The sequence below is a fragment of the Aerococcus sp. UMB7834 genome (assembly GCF_030215145.1).
Lineage (GTDB): Bacteria > Bacillota > Bacilli > Lactobacillales > Aerococcaceae > Aerococcus.
Genome location: NZ_JASOLI010000001.1, coordinates 220,313 through 238,432 on the forward strand (window position 1 = coordinate 220,313; position 18,120 = coordinate 238,432).

General features: G+C 48.9%; 16 protein-coding genes. 7 read left to right on the top strand and 9 right to left on the bottom strand.

Features of this window, described 5'->3' with window-relative positions:
* Positions 1 to 15: 15 nt before the first annotated feature.
* Both argS and QP339_RS01055 read right to left on the bottom strand, forming a co-directional pair.
* Positions 16 to 1,707 (bottom strand): arginine--tRNA ligase, encoded by a 1,692-nt coding sequence (gene argS, locus QP339_RS01050; RefSeq protein ID WP_284910055.1) that lies wholly within the window; start codon positions 1,705 to 1,707, stop codon positions 16 to 18.
* Positions 1,708 to 1,795: 88 nt separating this feature from the next.
* On the bottom strand, positions 1,796 to 3,694 hold the full coding sequence (locus QP339_RS01055) for a M13 family metallopeptidase (protein WP_284910056.1): 1,899 nt from the start codon (positions 3,692 to 3,694) through the stop codon (positions 1,796 to 1,798).
* Positions 3,695 to 3,933: 239 nt separating this feature from the next.
* Here QP339_RS01055 and QP339_RS01060 point away from each other — a divergent pair, with 239 nt between their 5' ends.
* Positions 3,934 to 4,221, top strand: coding sequence for a hypothetical protein (locus tag QP339_RS01060; protein WP_070486541.1), 288 nt, complete (start codon positions 3,934 to 3,936; stop codon positions 4,219 to 4,221).
* A 40-nt stretch (positions 4,222 to 4,261) separates the two neighbouring features.
* Here QP339_RS01060 and QP339_RS01065 read toward each other — a convergent pair whose 3' ends face one another.
* Positions 4,262 to 4,462, bottom strand: a complete 201-nt coding sequence (locus tag QP339_RS01065; protein ID WP_070617299.1) for a helix-turn-helix domain-containing protein — start codon at positions 4,460 to 4,462, stop codon at positions 4,262 to 4,264.
* Between the two features lie 180 nt (positions 4,463 to 4,642).
* Between QP339_RS01065 and QP339_RS01070 the strand changes: the two genes are divergently transcribed.
* Complete coding sequence (locus QP339_RS01070) at positions 4,643 to 4,948, top strand: helix-turn-helix transcriptional regulator (protein WP_070617297.1); 306 nt, start codon at positions 4,643 to 4,645, stop codon at positions 4,946 to 4,948.
* A 265-nt stretch (positions 4,949 to 5,213) separates the two neighbouring features.
* Here QP339_RS01070 and fsa read toward each other — a convergent pair whose 3' ends face one another.
* From fsa to sufC, 6 genes are all read right to left on the bottom strand, one after another.
* Entirely contained in the window at positions 5,214 to 5,861 is a 648-nt protein-coding gene (fsa, locus tag QP339_RS01075; RefSeq protein WP_284910057.1) for a fructose-6-phosphate aldolase, read from the bottom strand.
* 828 nt (positions 5,862 to 6,689) lie between these two features.
* Positions 6,690 to 8,090: a Fe-S cluster assembly protein SufB gene (sufB, locus tag QP339_RS01080; RefSeq protein WP_284910058.1), complete on the bottom strand. Its 1,401-nt coding sequence runs from the start codon at positions 8,088 to 8,090 to the stop codon at positions 6,690 to 6,692.
* Positions 8,091 to 8,576 carry a Fe-S cluster assembly sulfur transfer protein SufU gene (sufU, locus tag QP339_RS01085; RefSeq protein WP_284910059.1) on the bottom strand — a complete coding sequence of 162 codons (486 nt, stop codon included), beginning with the start codon at positions 8,574 to 8,576 and terminating at the stop codon, positions 8,091 to 8,093. It abuts the gene before it with no gap.
* A complete protein-coding gene (locus tag QP339_RS01090; RefSeq protein ID WP_284910127.1) occupies positions 8,563 to 9,792 on the bottom strand; it encodes an aminotransferase class V-fold PLP-dependent enzyme in 1,230 nt (409 codons plus the stop codon). The genes sufU and QP339_RS01090 overlap by 14 nt, the downstream gene beginning before the upstream one ends.
* On the bottom strand, positions 9,785 to 11,080 hold the full coding sequence (sufD, locus tag QP339_RS01095; RefSeq protein WP_284910060.1) for a Fe-S cluster assembly protein SufD: 1,296 nt from the start codon (positions 11,078 to 11,080) through the stop codon (positions 9,785 to 9,787). Before sufD ends, QP339_RS01090 begins: the two co-directional genes overlap by 8 nt.
* Before the next feature lie 18 nt (positions 11,081 to 11,098).
* Positions 11,099 to 11,866, bottom strand: a complete 768-nt coding sequence (gene sufC, locus QP339_RS01100; RefSeq protein ID WP_070620391.1) for a Fe-S cluster assembly ATPase SufC — start codon at positions 11,864 to 11,866, stop codon at positions 11,099 to 11,101.
* A gap of 222 nt (positions 11,867 to 12,088) precedes the next feature.
* Between sufC and QP339_RS01105 the strand changes: the two genes are divergently transcribed.
* Genes QP339_RS01105 through QP339_RS01120 form a run of 5 tightly spaced genes read left to right on the top strand, consistent with a single transcriptional unit; the run spans position 12,089 to position 18,085 of the window.
* Positions 12,089 to 13,729 (top strand): class I adenylate-forming enzyme family protein, encoded by a 1,641-nt coding sequence (locus QP339_RS01105; RefSeq protein WP_284910061.1) that lies wholly within the window; start codon positions 12,089 to 12,091, stop codon positions 13,727 to 13,729.
* Positions 13,719 to 15,962 carry a 3-hydroxyacyl-CoA dehydrogenase/enoyl-CoA hydratase family protein gene (locus QP339_RS01110; RefSeq protein WP_284910062.1) on the top strand — a complete coding sequence of 748 codons (2,244 nt, stop codon included), beginning with the start codon at positions 13,719 to 13,721 and terminating at the stop codon, positions 15,960 to 15,962. The genes QP339_RS01105 and QP339_RS01110 overlap by 11 nt, the downstream gene beginning before the upstream one ends.
* A 12-nt stretch (positions 15,963 to 15,974) precedes the next feature.
* Positions 15,975 to 16,727, top strand: a complete 753-nt coding sequence (locus QP339_RS09620) for a thiolase family protein (protein ID WP_350225016.1) — start codon at positions 15,975 to 15,977, stop codon at positions 16,725 to 16,727.
* 17 nt (positions 16,728 to 16,744) lie between these two features.
* Positions 16,745 to 17,143, top strand: a complete 399-nt coding sequence (locus QP339_RS09625; RefSeq protein ID WP_350225017.1) for a hypothetical protein — start codon at positions 16,745 to 16,747, stop codon at positions 17,141 to 17,143.
* Positions 17,144 to 17,155: 12 nt separating this feature from the next.
* Positions 17,156 to 18,085, top strand: a complete 930-nt coding sequence (locus tag QP339_RS01120; protein ID WP_284910063.1) for an NAD(P)H-dependent flavin oxidoreductase — start codon at positions 17,156 to 17,158, stop codon at positions 18,083 to 18,085.
* The last annotated feature ends 35 nt before the right edge of the window (positions 18,086 to 18,120 follow it).

Below are 18,120 nucleotides of genomic sequence, written 5' to 3' on the forward strand. Positions count from 1 at the left end.
GTTTTTAGCCCTTCCCTACATTTCATGTGGTGCAGCGACACCGAGCAGGTTCAAAGCTGCTTCTAGAACAATTGTCGTTGCTTTAACGAGGGCTAAACGTGACTCTAAGCCTTCATCCTCTTCAAGGATACGGTTGTGAGCATAGTAGCGGTTAAAGTTCTGAGCGAGGTTGATCGCATATTTAGCAATCACGCTTGGCTCATAGTGGCGGTAGGCCTTTTCAATGGTTTCTGGGAAGTCATTCAAGGCCTTAACAATAGTATAGGCCTCTGAATCTTCCAAGCTATAGTCAGCCGCCAGGTCAAGGTCGCGACCTGATTTGCGCAGGATGGAATGCGCCCGAGCATTGGCGTATTGGACATAAGGACCGGTCTCCCCTTCAAACTGGACAATTTCACTGAGTTTGAAGTCAAAGTTATTCATCCGGTCATTCTTCAGGTCGTGGAAGATGACAGCTCCGACCCCAACTTGGTGGGCGACCTGGTCTTTATTGGCTAAATCTGGGTTCTTTTCTTCAATTTGTGCTTCAGCCAGGCGGATGGCTTCATTGAGAACCTCTTCGAGAAGGACCACCTTACCTTTACGGGTAGATAGCTTCTTCCCATCCTTGGTCACCAGACCGAACGGAATATGGTGGATATCATCGTACCAGTCGTAACCCATTTCTTTGAGGACCGCCTTCAATTGCTTGAAGTGGATACTCTGCTCATTGCCCACCACATAGAGGGACTGAGCAAAGTCATAGTGGTCCTTACGATAGAGGGCAGCGGCCAGGTCGCGGGTCATATAAAGGGTCGCTCCATCTGACTTTTTGACTAAGGCAGGAATCAAATCATACTTGTCTAAGTCAACAATCGTCGCCCCATTATCGACCTTGAGCAGGTCCTTTTCTTCCAGGAGCTCGATCACTCGGTCCATCTTGTCATTGTAGAAGGCTTCACCCTTGTCAGAATCGAATTCAATGCCTAACATCGCATAGATGCGGTTGAATTCTTTGAGGGACTCGCTTCTAAACCAACGCCAGAGGGTCAATTCTTCTTCCGAACCTTCTTCCAAGGCCTTAAAAGCTTGGCGGCCCTTGTCGTTTAAGCTCTCATCTTCCTCGGCTTCTTCGTGGAACTTCACGTAGAGGCGTAAGAGTTCTTGGATCGGATTCGCCCGGACCCCTTCTTCCGTTCCCCATAAGCGATAGGCCACAATTAATTTCCCGAACTGTGTCCCCCAGTCACCCAGGTGGTTGATCCGAATGGGGTTAAAGCCGACCTTGGCCAAAATATTCCCAATCGCATTCCCAATCACCGTAGAACGCAGGTGGCCCATGGACATAGGTTTTGCAATATTCGGGCTGGACATATCGATGGTGACATTGCCCCCATGGCCTAAGTCCTGTTGGCCGTAATCTGAACCCTGGCTGAGAATTTCTTTTAAGACTTGCTTAGACACTTGGTCCGGCTTGAGGAAGAAATTCAAGTAAGGGCCCACTGCTTCAATCTTGTCTAAAGCAGGGTCATTTATCTCAGCAGCGAGTTCTTGAGCAATGGCTTGGGGTGCCTTGCGCAAGGCCTTGGCTAAGAGGAAGCAGGGAAAGGCAATATCGCCGTGGTCACTATGCTTAGGAGTTTCGAGGGCAGCTTCAATCTGATCCACATCCAAGTGGTCAGAAACTGACTCATAAATCACTTCGGCAACATGATGTTTTAAATCCATAACACAACTCCTTGTCTTTTTGGGTGCGGATTTGAGCACCTCTTTCATCTTAACTATTTTAGCATAGAATCTTCTATACTTATAGCACCTACCAAATCACCACACGATTTTCTTTGGCTAGGTACATGGGATCGCCCTCCTGGATGCCAAAGCAAGTATGGAAGGCATCGATATTCTTGACTTGGACATTAGCTCTCAGTGGACTTGGGGCATGGACGTCCATATTGAGCAGCAATTGCTTGTATTGGTCCCGAGCTTTTTGGCACCAGATCCTTGCCCAATTAATGAAGAAGGCTTCTTGGTCATAATCTTCCTCGTGCTGGCAGGCCTCAAGAGCCGCTTGGAGACCGCCGGCATCGGCAATATTTTCAGAAACCGTCATCCGTCCATTCACTTGGCCCCCAGCAAAAGGCAGGCCGTCAAATTGGTCGACCATCTCTTCTGCTTTAGCAGAAAAGACCTCATAATCTTTTGCTTGCCACCAATTGGTCATATTCCCCTTCTCATCGAACTGGGCCCCATTGTTGTCGAAGGCGTGGGAAATTTCATGGGCAATCACGGCTCCAATCCCCCCGTAGTTCTGGCTCCGGCTCTGGTCAATGGCATAGAAAGGCGCCTGTAAGATGGCCGCAGGGAAACAGATATGGTTGAAACTTGGGTTATAGTAGGCATTGACCGTCGCTGGTGACATCCCCCATTCCGTCCGGTCAACCTTTTGGCCATAACGCCCCAAACGGTCAGCAATCTTTATCCGGCTGAAAGCTTGGAGGTTGCCGTAGAAGCTGAGCTCAGGGTCTACCTTGAATTTGCTGTATATGTCAGGATAGGTATCCGGATAGCCGACCAAGATATCGATGGCATCGAGCTTGACAATGGCCTTGTCAATGGTTTCTGGACTCAACCAATCGTTAGCTTCTAAGCGTTTCTTGTAAACTTCAATCATTTCCACAACCATCTGGCGGACATCTTCACGGGCTTGGGGGCCAAAGTGTTTCTTGCCGTAATAGAGCCCGATGACTTGGTCAAACATGGCTGTGCTAGCGTAGAAGGCTTGTTTCTCCTTAGATAGGGTCTCAGGATTACCGGACAGGGCCAGGCTATACTGGCTGCCGATCTGGCGCATTTCTTCACTGAGGCAATTCGACGCTGCATTGACCACTTGGACGAGGAGCCAAGCTTTCATTTGGTCGAAGGAATCGGCATTAACAAGCTCATCAAAATGCTCAAAGAAAACCGGCTGGGTCACAATCACCTGGTCCGGCACTTGACCTAAGAGGGCTTCAAAGTAAGCTTTAAAATCAAAGCTAGCCGAGTAAGCTTGCACCTGGTCCATCGACCGTGGGTTATAGAGCTTGGGATAGTCCGCTAATTCTTCATTGCTCTTCATATACTGGACCAAGGACCGGTCAAAGGCCAAGGCATGAGCGGTGACTTGTTCCGCTTGATCAATCCCACAATAGCTCAATAATTCCTCGGACTGCTTGGCATAGACAGCTAGTAAGCTTTGGCCCACTTCGTTTCCTTCTTCATAATAGGTCGTGTCTGGCAAGACCAAGCCTGGGGTATCCAGGTAGAGGGTATAGTGGTCGGTATCCTTCATATCCGCTTCCACGCTGATCGCAAAGGGCAAGTCATTATTCTTAAGGGTCCAGTCTTTTGCAAAGGCTTGCAGGTCAGCTAAGCTCTCCAAGGCTTTGACTTGGTCAATTTCTTCTTCTAAGGGCTGACTCCCTTGGGCTTCGCGCCCCTCGAAGTCGAGGGCCTTATTGTAATAGGCCACGAATTCTTCCAATTCTGGCTGGTCCAAGGCTAATTTGCCCTCGCGCATGGCTTGGGTTTCTTCTAATAAGAGGTCTTCCATCTGGTCTCTTAAACTGGTAAATCCGCCTGTAGCTGGCTTATCAGCAGGAATCTCCGCTTGGGCTAGCCAGTCTCCGTTAACTGCTAGGTAAAGGTCATCTTTAATCGAATCGTAATCGATAGTCATTATCGCTCTCCCTCTCCATATAGTCTGTACCCTCTATTTTAACATACGGACTCGGCCCCTGACCTTTTAAAGTTTACTAAAAAGTAGTTTTAACTCACTTTTGCCAGCTAGTAACAAGTGCCCATAATAAAAATATTATCCACTCAATCTGTGAATTTATTTACAAACACTTGTAAACGCATACATTTATAGGTACAATTAATAAAGGAAAGTCACTGTAGAGCTAGGAGGAAATTTACATGTCCAAAGAACTGATCACTTTCTTAGAGTACGAGTACCGGGTCCAGCCCGGCCAATATTTTCAATTTGATTATTCCTTTACTGAGGATTATTTAATCCGCAATGTCATTATTGACCAGGATGATGTCTTCACTAAATTGTTAACCATCTATCCGATTAACGAGACCCGAGACTTCGTCATGTACATGGAGCAGAACCAAGAAGGCTCACTCTACCGAACCAATTATCCCCTCAAATTAAAGGAAAATTCAGACGTCTATGAAGCCATCCTTCCCAACTTTAATTAAGCAAAAAGCAGCAAAGTATCTGCTAAACTTTGCTGCTTTTTTATTTGATTTCTAATTGGTCCGGATGAATATTTAAAACCTCTGCTATTTTTAATACATTAGCATAAGAGGCATGGTAGAGATTCTTGGGGTCTTTCTCATAATTGGCAATGGTCCTGGTCGTAATGTGGACAGCCTGAGCCAATTGTTCCTGGGTCATTCCCCTACTCTTGCGCCAATCTCCTAAATATTTTCTTTTCATAGCAAGCCTCCTCATATGAATTATATAGTTAGGGTATATGTAAGTCAAATTTATACGCCTATATTTCTAAAATAGCGAACTGTAATTCTATTAAATAGAAACGAAATTAATTTCATGAATTTAGTTTCATTATTTATATGAACATGCTATGATTAATATAAATACTAAGGAGGCTTGCCTATGTTGGCAGAAAATTTAAAATTTTTACGCGAAAAAAATAATTATTACCAAAAGGACATCGCCAAAAAGCTCAACCGTAAAACAAATTCAACAATTTCTGACTGGGAAAACGGTAAGTACGCCCCTTCCCTGGATGTCGTCGAAGAGTTAGCCGCCATATACCATGTCGGCATCGACGAACTCTTGAAAGAAGATTTACGAGAAAAATACCAGAGTCCTAGCGACCAACTCATTGAAATTTATGAATCACTAGATACCGATAAACAGGCTCAGCTGCTTCACTATGCTCAAGACCTAAAGGAATAAAAAAGAGAATCTACCCACTAGCAACTAGTGACGTGTAGATTCTCTTTTATTTTGTTCAATTTTACTAGGGCTGCAATAAGCCTTTCAGGATGGACTGCTAACTGGCTCCAGCGAACAAAAGCTAACCGCCAAGTCTCACCCCCCCTTATAGTCGGGTTCATGCTGGCAGAAATAGGTCTTCTTCACAAAAGGGAACGTTCGGCTTGCAGCCGTTCTTATCCCTTTTGCTCCAGAGGTCCACTTCTACCCGCGCTCCCTCACACCCTTATTTATTAGAGAAGTTTTCCCAGTCTTTGAGGAAGCCTTCGATTCCGGAGTCGGTTAAGGGGTGTTTCCATAATTTAGGGAATAATTTGCCTGGGATGGTAGCGATGTGAGCGCCGCGTCGAACGACTTCTTCAAAGTGAGGCAGGGTCCGGATGCTAGCTGCAATAATTTCCGTATCATAGCCGTAGAAATCCAACATGTCCCGAATATCAGAGATTAGGGCATAAGCGTCTGTCCCAATATCTTCTAAACGGCCGACAAAAGGACTCACATAGCTAGCTCCAGCCTTGGCAGCCATGACCGCTTGGCTGAGGGTAAAGACCAGGGTTACATTGGTCTTGATGCCTTCTCCTGCTAATTGGTGGACTGCAGCCAGCCCAGCTTCGGTCATGGGGATTTTAACGACTACATTGGCTGACCACTTAGCCAGTTCACGTGCTTCTTTGACCATGCCTTCTGTATCTAAGCTGACCACTTCCGCGCTGACGGGCCCATCAACAACGGAGCAGATTTCCTTAATCACTTCTTCAAAAGGCCGTCCCTCACGCGCGATGATGCTAGGATTAGTTGTTACCCCATCCACCAAGCCCAAAGCGGCGATGCGTTTGATTTCATCCACATTGGCTGTATCTAGGAAAAATTTCACCTGATCTCCTCCTTATAATCATTTTCTAATTTTATATCTTCATTCTACCACACCCTGCCAAGACCTAACAAGCTATATCCCAGTTAAAAAGTTTTAGGCAATTGAAATATAAATGTTGGTAGGGATTTCAAGTGTACAAGTTTAAAAACTGAGCATGGTCATGGCTAGGAAAGTAGAATAAGAAAGAAATAAGAGCCTTTCGGGAAGATATTGCCTATCATACATGCAGAGCTTTTTCTAGTATGCTTGATTCATTTAGTATACAGTAGCTTATGAAAAAGTATCTGTTTCAGATTATTTACATATCTTTCCATAGTTAGTTAATCAAACTTTTTTCACCTTGTGACTAAGGGGGCTAAACTTACTTCCCTTTATAGTTATTGTAGCAAAGGAAACGATAGGCAATGGATATTCTATCCACAGACTAAATCTCTACTTCTAGAGGCTGGGACAAAAGTTCCAGCCTCCTTTTAAATAACAAATATTTTTCAAAAAACTACTCCAAAAGTCAGGCCTGACATCCACTTCACGAACTATGAGAAATCGTTAGTAAACGTTTTCTCTTAGTTTGCTCCAGTGCTTCAGGCCTGATCGACTTTTGTCATACTCTCTTTTGTATCTCCAAGCACTCTATAAATTTCCAGCTAAATAAAAAGACGCCCAGCGTCATCTGATGGATGGACCACCACGACGACACTGGACGTCTCTAGCTATTTTATAAAAAATTACCACATAAATTTTTCCTAGGGGCAATATAAGGGGCAAGATTTGAAGAGATTAACGATGACAGAGCTAAGAAAGGCCTGGCCATCAACCTCCTATCATCTTCTAGCCTACAGACCCTTCCATTTCATAAGAAATCAGACGGTTCAATTCAACCGCATATTCCAGTGGGAGTTCCTTGGAGAAGGGTTCCACAAAGCCCATGATAATCATCTCAGTCGCTTGGGCTTCAGTGAGGCCCCGGCTCATGAGATAATAGAGCTGTTCTTCTGAAATCTTGGAGACCTTGGCCTCGTGTTCCAGGTCAACTTGGGAGTTATGGATCTCGTTCATCGGAATAGTATCTGACTTGGAGTCCTTGTCGATCAGGATAGTATCGCATTCAATGTGGGACTTAGAGCCCTTTGAATTTTTACCAAATTTCACATCCCCTAGGTAGTCGGTGATTCCTGACCCCTTGGCGATCGACTTGGAAATAATGGAAGATGAGGTATGAGGGGCATTGTGGATCATCTTGGCCCCAGTATGTTGGTGCTGGCCTGAATTCGCAAAGGCGACAGACAACATGGTTCCCCGGGCCCCTTCGCCATCCAAGTAGCAGGATGGATATTTTTGGGTAAGCTTGGCGCCGAGGTTGCCGTCTACCCATTCCATGGTCGCATTTTTACCAACCTTGGACCGTTTGGTAACCAGGTTGTAAACATTGTCCGACCAGTTTTGGATGGTGGAGTAGCGGCAGTAACCCCCCTCTTCAACGAAGATCTCAACAATCGCAGCGTGCAGGCTGTTGGCAGAATAAGTTGGGGCCGTACAACCTTCGATGTATTCCACTGAGGCCCCTTCGTCGACAATGATCAGAGTCCGTTCAAACTGCCCCATGCTTTCGTCATTCATCCGGAAGTAGGTCTGGAGCGGGATGTCGACCTTAACACCCTTAGGCACATAGATAAAGGTCCCCCCTGACCAGACACTGGAGTTGAGGGCCGCTTGGAAGTTATCCGATGGTGGCACTAAAGTAGCGAAGTATTTTTTGAAGAGTTCGGGATATTCTTTCAAGGCCGTATCGGTATCGGTGAAAATAACCCCTTGGTCTTCATAAATTGCCTTGGTGTTGTGGTAAACGGCTTCAGATTCATACTGGGCAACGACACCGGCTAGGCTATCCCGTTCAGCTTGCGGGATACCAATCCGTTCAAAAGTTTCTTTAATCTTATCAGGGACATCATCCCAAGTTCTGGAATTCGTGTCTGATTTCTTCTTATACAGGGTAATGTCATTTAAGTTTAAGTCGGAGATATCTGGGTTCCAGTCCGGAATGTGACTGTTTTGAAAGCGTTTAAGGCTCTTGAGTCGGAAGTCTAACATCCACTCAGGTTCCTCTTTTTGGGCGGATATTTCACGGATGACTTCCTCGGTTAGGCCAGTATCAATCCCAATTTCAACTTTGGAATCCACATCGTCGTGAAAACCATATTTATAATCATCAATTACTGGAAGTTCACTCATTTATTCGTCTTCCCCCTCTTCTACATCTTCTTCAACTGTTTCTTCGTCACTATGAATACCTTCTTGGAGGGCCTGCCAACCTAAAGTGGCACACTTGACCCGGGCCGGAAACTTGCGGACTCCAGATAGGAGGGAAGCTTCGCCGAGTTGGTCATGGTAGTCAGTAGCCTCATCCAATTCAGGCAAGGTAATCATTTCATTAAAATTATGAGCTAAGCTAAGGGCTTCTTCCACAGTCTTGCCCTTAATTAAGTCCGTCATCATACTAGTACTTGCCGTAGAGATAGCACAACCTTGGCCATGGAAGGCGAGGTCTGTGATCTTGTCATCTTCGATCTTCAAGTCTAAGAAAATGACATCACCGCAAGTTGGATTGAGCATTTCAATCGTCTGAGTGGCCTGGTCCAAAGCCCCATGGTGGTGGGGATTTTGGTAGTGGTCCACGATGACAGCGCGGTATAGATTTTCCATTTTAGATAAAGCCATCGGTGAAAAATTCCTCCACTTCTTTTAAGGCGCTGACTAAGCGGTCAACATCAGCTTTCGTATTATAGTAAGCGAAACTCGCCCGGGCAGTTGCCCCTTGGCAGAGTTCCCGCATCAAGACCTGGGCGCAGTGGTGTCCGGCCCGGACAGCAACGCCTAGTTGGTCAAGACCAGTTGCCAGATCATGGGGGTGGACCCCTGCCAGGTTGAAGCTAATCACACCGTGGTGGTGGTCTGGATTAGCAGAGCCGTATATAGCCACCGCCTCATAGTCAGCTAGGGCAGCCATGGCATAGCGGGTAAGTTCTTTTTCATGGTCGGCAATGGCCGCCATCCCACCGACGCTCTCAATCCAATCGAGAGCCGCCGAAAAGGCAACCACACCAGCTATATTTTGCGTCCCGCCTTCGAATTTATAAGGCAGCTCTGCCCAGCTGCTTGATTCACGTTGGACCAGGGTAATCATCTCGCCCCCGTACTCCAAGGGTTCCATGTCTTCGAGAAGCTCGCGCTTGCCATAGAGGACACCCACCCCGGTCGGCCCATAGACTTTGTGGGCACTGAAGCAATAGAAGTCGCAGTCCAGGGCCTGGACATCAACGGGTAAGTGGGCCGCTCCCTGGGCCCCGTCCACTACGATATAGCCTTGGTTATCATGGATGACTTGAGCCAGGGCTTGAATATCTTGGGCAGAACCGAGCACATTGGAGACGTGGGAGATAGCCAGGATCTTAGTTCGATCGCTTATCGCTTCCTTCAGATCTTCGGCTGTCCAGATCCCCTCCTGGTTCATCTCCAGATAGCGTAACTTAGCCTGGTTACGCTTAGCTGCCTCTTGCCAAGGGATGAGGTTGGAATGGTGCTCTATCGGTGAAATTAAGATTTCATCGCCAGGCTCAAGCACGGCATCCGCAAAGCTGCGGGCAATCCAGTTGAGTCCCTGGGTCGTGCCCTTGGTGAAGATGATTTCTTCTCTTTGGCCGGCATTGATAAAGGCTTGCACTTTGTCGCGGGTTCTTTCATAGGCCTTGGTTGCCCGGTTGGCTAGGCTATGGACTCCGCGGTGGATGTTGGCATTGTCGTGGAGATAATAAGCTTCTAGGGCATCAATCACTGCCTGAGGTTTCTGAGTGGTTGCTGCATTATCCAAGTAGACCAGGTCTTCATCATTCACTTTTTGCTTGAGAATGGGGAAATCCCGGTAAATATTAGTCATTGTCAATAGCCATCAACTTCTTATCTATAATTTCAATTAATTCTTCACGCATTTCTTGTAAAGGAATCGCTACAATCACACTACCTAAGAAGCCACGGATTACTAAGCGCTGGGCTTCTTTGCCGGAAATTCCCCGGCTCATCAGATAGTAGAGTTCTTCCTGGTCGACCCGGCCCATGGAAGCGGCGTGGCCTGCCGTCACATCATTTTCGTCGATCAATAGGATAGGGTTGACATCGCCCCGCGCCCGGTCAGAGAACATCAGGATCCGTTCTTCTTGTTGGGCATCAGCGCCTACTGCCCCACGGTAGATGTGGCCAATCCCATTAAAGGCCAAGCGTGAGCGGTCGAGGATGACCCCTTTTTGGTAGATATGACCGACACTGTGGCGGCCATAGTTGGAAACTCGGGAGTTGACCCCTTGCGTTTGCTTGCCATCCGAGATGCCGACCACATTCACATAGCTGACCGAGCCATCTCCGATCAATTCAGCATTGTAGTCAGCGACCACATTGCCATCGTTAAGCATACCGACGGCCCAATCAATCCGCGCTTCAGGGCCACAGTGACCGCGGCGGGTAATAAAGCCCGTCGTATTTTCGCCGAGTTCGTCCAAGGCAGCATAGTGGACTTCTGCATGGTCAGCTGCAATGATTTCGGTTAAGATATTAGCCGAATTGGCTTGGTCGCCATGCGTTTGGAAGCGTTCCACAAAGCTGAACTTGGCATGGGCTTCTGCCACAATCAAGACATGGTGGTTATAGGCCAAGTCTTGGCTGGCATCTTGGAAGGCGTTGACAACAATCGGTTCTTCGACCTGCACATTTTCAGGGACATAGAGGAAAATCCCACTATTCATATAGGCCGTATGGTAGGCGGTAATCTTGTTGTCGCCTGGTTTAGCGGCCTTGGTCATATAGTAATCCTTGAAGAAGTCTGGGTAAGCTTGCATGGCTTCGAAGATATCCATCAAGATAACCCCTTGGTCCTCCAAGTTCTGACTCAGGTCCAAGCTCAGGGTCTGGTCGCCGAATTGGTTCATGAGGGCTTCTTGCCCCTTGTGTTGGTAGCGCTCATCCAATTCAAAGTCTGTGGTCCCTTCCCCCTGGATCTTGGCTCCATATAGAGGCCAGCGTTTGACATCCATCTTAGGGGTATCGGGTAAGTCTAAGTGATCAATATTTTGAAAAGCTTTCTCTCTCAAGGCAAGTAAAAATGCAGGTTCTTTTTTAGCTTGGGAGAAGGCTTGTATGGCTTGCCAGTCTTTCTGGCTCATTTGTTCTGACATAGAATCCTCCCTTATCAGCTAGTCTTCATCCAATTCGATGTTAAGCTCTTGTGCAAGGCCCTTGTAGCCTTCAGCTTCTAGTTTTTTAGCCAGCTCAGCATCACCAGATTTGACTACCCGGCCGTCCATCATCACGTGGACATAGTCAGGCACGATATAGTCTAAGAGACGTTGGTAGTGGGTAATGATGAGCGAGCCAAACTTATCACCACGCATGGAGTTCACCCCATTGGCGACAACCTGTAAGGCATCAATATCTAGTCCAGAATCAATCTCATCTAAGATAGCAAAGGTTGGTTCAATCATCAGCATCTGTAAGATTTCATTGCGTTTCTTTTCCCCGCCTGAGAAGCCTTCATTGAGGTAACGTTCTGCCATTTCTTCAGGCATTTCTAAAACTTCCATCTTGTCATCGAGCTTTTTAATAAAGTCCATGACGGAAATTTTATCGTCTTCTGGCCGTCTGGCATTGATCGCTGCGCGCATAAATTCCGCATTGGTAATCCCAGGAATTTCAGAAGGATATTGCATGGCTAAGAATAAACCAGCTAGAGCCCGCTCGTCCGTTTCCATTTCCAGGATATTTTCGCCATCTAATAAGATTTCACCTGAGGTCACTTCAAAGGCTGGGTGGCCCATGATGGCAGCAGATAGGGTAGATTTCCCTGTCCCGTTAGGCCCCATGATGGCATGGACTTCCCCCGTATTGATGGTTAAGTTAACCCCTTTTAAAATTTCATTCTCTTCTACTGAAACATGTAAGTCTTTAATTTCTAATGTCGACATAATGCCCTCCTTATAAAACAATCGTTAGTCTCTTCTTATTCTAGTCTATTTGATAATACTTTTCAAATATGTGAACCAAAAGACTCTCTGACTCGTCATTGACTCGAACCATTCTAAATTAATTCTAGCCTTCAGAGATCAATTGACGAAGTGGAAAGCGTTTTAACTTCCCCAGTTTTTAGTTATAATGACTAGTAGTGATTGATAGAAAGGAAAAGCGAAATGCCTATTGATGTTGAATCTCTATATAACCGCCGTAACGATAGCCCCTTCAATCGGACACTTGTTGGCGACCTCTTAGAAAATCTCGGCCATAACCGTCCCGATGACACTGCCCTCGTTGCCGGACCAGGCGCTTACAGTCTACCCGACCACCAAGTCTTGAACTATGGGACTTATAATAGCAAGGCTAACCAATTTGCCCAGAGGCTCGACCAGCTTGCCCTCGAACGAGCCAGTCGTATCCTCTTTATCTGCGAAAATTCAACTGAGGCCCTAATTGCTAAGTTTGGAACAGCCAAAGCTGGCATGGTCTCGGTACCCGCTAATCCCAATTTCTCAGAGGATGTCATGGCCCATGTGATTGACCTGATCCAGCCTTCTGTCCTCGTCATCGATGCCGAATTTATCCCCAAATTCGACAGCCTATTAGCGGGCCACAGCTTCCAAGTTAAGCTCGCCATCCCAATTGGTGGACAAGTCGCCGCTTCCTACCAGGACTTTAATGCTTATTTAGCTGACCAACCCAGCCAGCAACCGGACCGCTATCCCCTCCATGGCGATGACATTTGGGAGATCCTCTTTACTTCGGGAACGACCTCCTGGCCCAAGGGCGTCATGATCAGCCACCATTACAGCTACCATGCGGCCTCTATCTACGGCATGCACATGAGCCGGGGGGTGGACCAAATCCACCACTACCGCGTGGCTTCCTTCCTCCCCCTCATCTACCACTGTGCCGATCTCACCCTGGCTATTTCCGCCATGCTCTATGGCGGCACTTTAATTTTCGGACGTCGGCAAAACGCTCAGGAAATGGCACAAGTTCTGGCTCAGAGCCAGGCCACGGCGCTCTGGACGGGCCGGATTGATATCATGGAAGCAGTCTTTGCAGCAGCTGACCGAGAAGACCTAGACCTGACCAGCCTTAGCTGTCTGCTCTACGCCTATTCTCACTTAGAGCCCGAACTTTATCAAAAGATCCAAGCCCATTGCTCGCCACGAGTTCAAGTCATCAATTCTTTCTCCCAGACCGAAGTTCTTGCCGGCTTTAGGCTCTACCATGCAGGCAATGAAGCCCTCTTAGCCGACCATCCAGGCGAGAATGTGATCGGGACGGCCGATACCCGCCTCCAACAAAAACTGGTCAGCCCAGACCAAACGATGACTGGCGAAGTCGCCTACCGGTCACCAGCCGCCTTTTCAGGATACTATCGCAATCCCAAAGCTACAGAAGAAGCTATCCAGGATGACTGGTTCCGTTCCGGTGACCTGCTAAAGCTAAAAGCAGCTGACCGAGCCATCATGGTCGATCGGAAGAAGGATGTGATTAAGACGGGTGGCGAGAATGTCTCTTCTGCCCGAGTAGAGACCATCCTCCTCCGCCATCCTGAAATCAAACAAGCCGCCGTGCTAGGAATGCCTGATTCGCATTGGGGTGAAGCTGTCACGGCGGTGGTCGCTTCCGACACACTCAGCCCAGCCGATGAGAAGAGCTTGATTAGCTTTTGCCACGACCGGCTGGCCGGCTTCGAATGCCCTAAACGCATATATTTTAAGCCCCACTTAGACGAATCGATCGGGGGCAAAGTAAAAAAAGCCTCCCTCAAATCTTGGATAAGGAGTAGAGAAAATGAAGAATAAAATCACTATTATCGGTAGCGGCTTTATGGGTAAGCAAATTGCTGCTGCCTTCGCTAATGCCGGCCTAGCAGTCTGCCTGGTCAAGTATGGCAAGGCTAGCGATGAAGACATGGCCCAGATCCAGACCGCCTGCCAAAAATTAATCCATCATAAGAAAGCTAGCGGAGCTCTCAGCGTCATCAGCTATCAAGACTACCGCCAAGAAGGACAGGTCAGCGGCCTAGTGATCGAATCCATTATTGAAGACCTAGGAGCAAAGAAGGACCTATTCGCAGACCTAAGTCAAATTTTAGGGCCTCAAGTGATCTTAGCTAGCAATACCTCCAGTCTATCCATCCAGGCCTTAGCAAATGACTTGGATACCAGTGCCCAAGAGCGCTTTCTCGGCCTCCATTTCTTCGCCCCGGTGACCAGCAATCCCCTAGTGGAAGTCGTTCCCCATCCCGTTTTTCCCGAAGACAGGCTGCAAAAGCTCTGCCAGTGGCTCAGCAATCGGGTGGGCAAAAAATATATTATCGCCCAGGATGTCACCGGTTTTGTTGCCAACCGGATCGCCTATTACAGCAACTATGACATCATGTACCGGGCGGAAGCTGAAAACTGGCTGCCTAGTCAGACCGACGCCCTGTCCGGCAAGTACCTGGGTCGGACCAAGATGGGGCCCTACCGGCTCGTCGACTATACAGGCTTGGACCTCTTCGAACAGGCCCTGGCCAACTACCAGGAGGATCCGACCTGCCAGGACTACTTCCCTTCCCGCTCAGCCCATCTTCCCCTCCTAGAAGCTGGCTACTATGGGGACAAGGTCGGCCAAGGCTACTACAAAAAAGACCAGGGCAAACGCTATCACTATAACTTCCAAAAGCAAGCCTACGAAGCGACCAGCTTCCCCCGCTTTGACATTATGGATAACTTAGACCAGCTAGACACTAGGGATCGTTTCCAAGCTATCCTAGATGCTGAAGACCCCTATGGCCAATTTATGGCCCAGAGCCTGGTCAACCTGCTCGCCTTTGCCGCTCAAAATGTAGGTATCGCCTGCCAGGACTACCGGGATATTGACCGGGCCATGGTTTGGGGTTACCAATGGACATACGGCCCCTTCCAGATCTGGGACTTGATCGGCTTCGACCAGGTGAAGGACCTCCTAGCCAAGCGCCAGGTCAGCCTACCGGGCTGGCTGGAAAACTTCCAAGGCCCCTTCTATCCCGATAGCCACTGCCTGGCCCGCCACCAGTCCTTGGCAGCTTATGATAAAGACCTGATCCTCGACCAGGGGGCGGATTATAGGCTCTACCCGGGGCCCAATCAGACTTTGGTCTTTAGCCTCGAAGCCAAGAACAGCGTCATTAATTTAGATTTGTTAAGGGGCTTGGACCAAGCCCTGGACCGCCTGGAAGACTCACCGGCTATTGGGCTGGTTATTTACAGTCCCCAGGAGCATTTTTCTCGAGGCTATGATATCAAGGCCTTTGAAGCCAGTATTGCCCAAGACCGTGTTGTTGAAGATTGCCAGATTTCTTTTGATCTCGGCCATCGCATTATACAGCGGATGAAATATAATCAGAAGCCGATCGCTGTAGCCTGCCGGGGCTACTGCCTGGGTGGGGGAGCCGAGCTTGCCCTCCACGCCAGCCGGATTTTTGCCAGCCCCCAAGTTAAGATGGGCCTGCCTGAAGCCAACTTAGGCCTCATTCCTGGAGCAGGAGGCCTGGTCGAGCTGGCGGAACGCATTTATACAGCAGCTATGACCCGGATGGAGCGCAAAAACCGCCTGCTCGCTTGTTTCGAAACGGTCGCCTATGGGAAGATTTCTAAACATGCTCAAGAAGCCCAAGAGCTGGGCTATCTCACTGAGGAAGACGTTATTGTGCCCAACGAAGACTATCTCCTCGAAGCCGCTATCGACTGGCTCATTTACCAGGGCCGCTTCCAGAGCTTCCGCCCTCAATTTCCACAATCTTATCCTGTTTTGGGCAAGGAATTCATGGCCCTGGTCATGGGGACCACCCAGAATTGGCGGCAAGGTCTCTTTATCAGTGACCATGACAAGTACCTAGCCGATGCCATTGGTCAGGTCTTAGCTGGTGGAGAGCTTGCTATGGGGATCCAAGTCTCCCGCGAGGACTTATTAGAAGTCGAAAAGACCGTCTTTAGCCAGCTTTTAACTAGCCAAAAGACCCAGGACCGCATCCAACACTTTGTCAAGCACAAGACCATCTTGCGTAATTAGAAGGAGGAAACTATGTCTGAAGCTTATATTGTCGCCTTTGCTCGGTCAGCTGTGGTCAAAGGCAAGCCCACTGGTCAATTTGCCTATGATCCGGCAGAGGACATCGCTGCCCAAGTGCTCCAGGGCTTGATCCAGAAATTAGGCCCCCACTTCGATCCCCAGCTAATCGATGACCTGATCGTTGGCTGCTCCATGCCAGAAAACCGCCAAGGGGGAAACATTGCCCGTAAGCTTGGCCTAGGCGCGGGCCTTCCCTATGAAGTTCCCGCAGAAACCATTAACCGCTTCTGCGCCTCTTCCCTGCAGGCTCTGGCCCATGCCAGCCAAGCTATCCAGGCCGGCCAAGCAGACTTGATTATCGCGGGGGGTCTAGAATTCCAATCCACCACCCCCTACGCGAGTCTAGAAGCCCACAATAACTATGCCCTAGAAAGTCAAGGCTGCCATCTGAGCGATTGGATGGGTTTGACAGCTGAACGTGTCGCAGAGGACTATCAGATTAGCCGTGAGGACCAAGACCAATTCTCTGTCGACAGCCACCACAAGGCCTACCGTGCCCAAGCTGCTGGCAAATTTGACGCAGAAATCATTCCCGTCAAAGCCCATACTGCCCAGGCCCGTCAGACTCAGCTAGTTCAAGCTGACGATGGCATCCGTCCCGATACCAATCTGGACCAGATCAGCCGGCTCAAGCCAATTTTCAAACGAGGAGGGACCGTCACCGCTGCTTCCTCCTCCAGATTTCCGATGGCGCCAGCTTTTTAGCCCTTGTTTCAAAATCTATGCTCGACCAGCTCCAGCTCAAACCCCTGGCGATCTTTAAGGGCTACCAGGTAGCTGGCGTTGACCCCGCTGTCATGGGCATCGGCCCCGTCCCAGCCATCCAAAAATTACTCAACCGCCAACAGATTAGCTTGGACCAAGTCGACCTCATCGAACTCAACGAAGCCTTTGCAGCCCAAGCCCTGGCCGTGATCAAGGCCCTCGATTTAGATATCGATAAGGTTAACCCCAATGGCGGGGCTATCGCCCTGGGGCACGCCAACGGAGCAACAGGGGCCGTTCTCAGCTGTAAATTATTAAACGAAATGGCGAGACAGCCTGAGTCCCGCTACGGCCTTGTCTCCATGTGTATCGGCGGAGGCATGGGAGCTGCGGCTCTCTTCGAATCTTTATATTAGGAAGGTGATTGCATGACATTTTTTCAAGAAATAGGTGTCCAATACCCGATTGTTCAAGGGGCTATGGCGCGCATTTCCAAGCCTCAATTAGTGGCAGCCGTGAGCCAAGCGGGTGGCCTCGGTATCTTATCCAGTTACGGTCTATCGGCAGATGAGCTAAAGGCTTCCTTGGCTGAAATCCGCCAGCAGACCAACCGGCCCTTCGGTGTCAATCTCATGCTCCAGCAGGATAATATTTCGGACCTCCTTCCCATCCTCTACCAAGAGGATATTGCGGTCGTCACAACTGGAGCAGGGACGCCCAAGGCCTTTGCGAAAGACTTGCGCGCTTCAGGGACCCGGCTTGTTCCCGTCATTGCCTCGGTTAAACACGCTCAAAAAATGGGCAAGCTGGGCGTCGATGCTCTCATCGTTGAAGGCCGAGAAGCCGGTGGTCATATCGGACAGAGCTCGACTCTGCCCTTGCTTCAAGCGGTCCGCCAAGTGACCCAAGTCCCTCTCATCGCAGCGGGAGGCTTTGCGACTGGGGCCAGCCTTCTTGCGGCCCAGTCCCTGGGTGCATGCGGCATCCAGATGGGGACGCGCTTCCTAGCCTCTGTAGAATGTCCCATACCAGATGCTTATAAGGCTGCTATTCTAGCGGCTGACGACCAGGGCACGATTGTCACGGGGCAAAGCTGGGCACAAGCTGTCCGCAGCCTCAAAACGCCCTTCCTAGAAGATATCCTAGCGGCGGAATTCAAGGGCCAAGACCCCGCCAACGTCCAAGCCGCCCTCAAGCAATCCTATCAGAAGGCGCTAAGTGACGATGAATTCGACCAGGCCAGTCCCATGGCTGGGGAAAGTGCTGGCGCCATCCATGATATCCGCCCCGTTCGAGAAATTATCGACCAAATCATAGAAGAAGCTCAAACAGCCCGCCAGCAGCTTTGCCAAGACTAGACAAACAACAGCAAAAAGCCTCCCAGTCAGTTCAC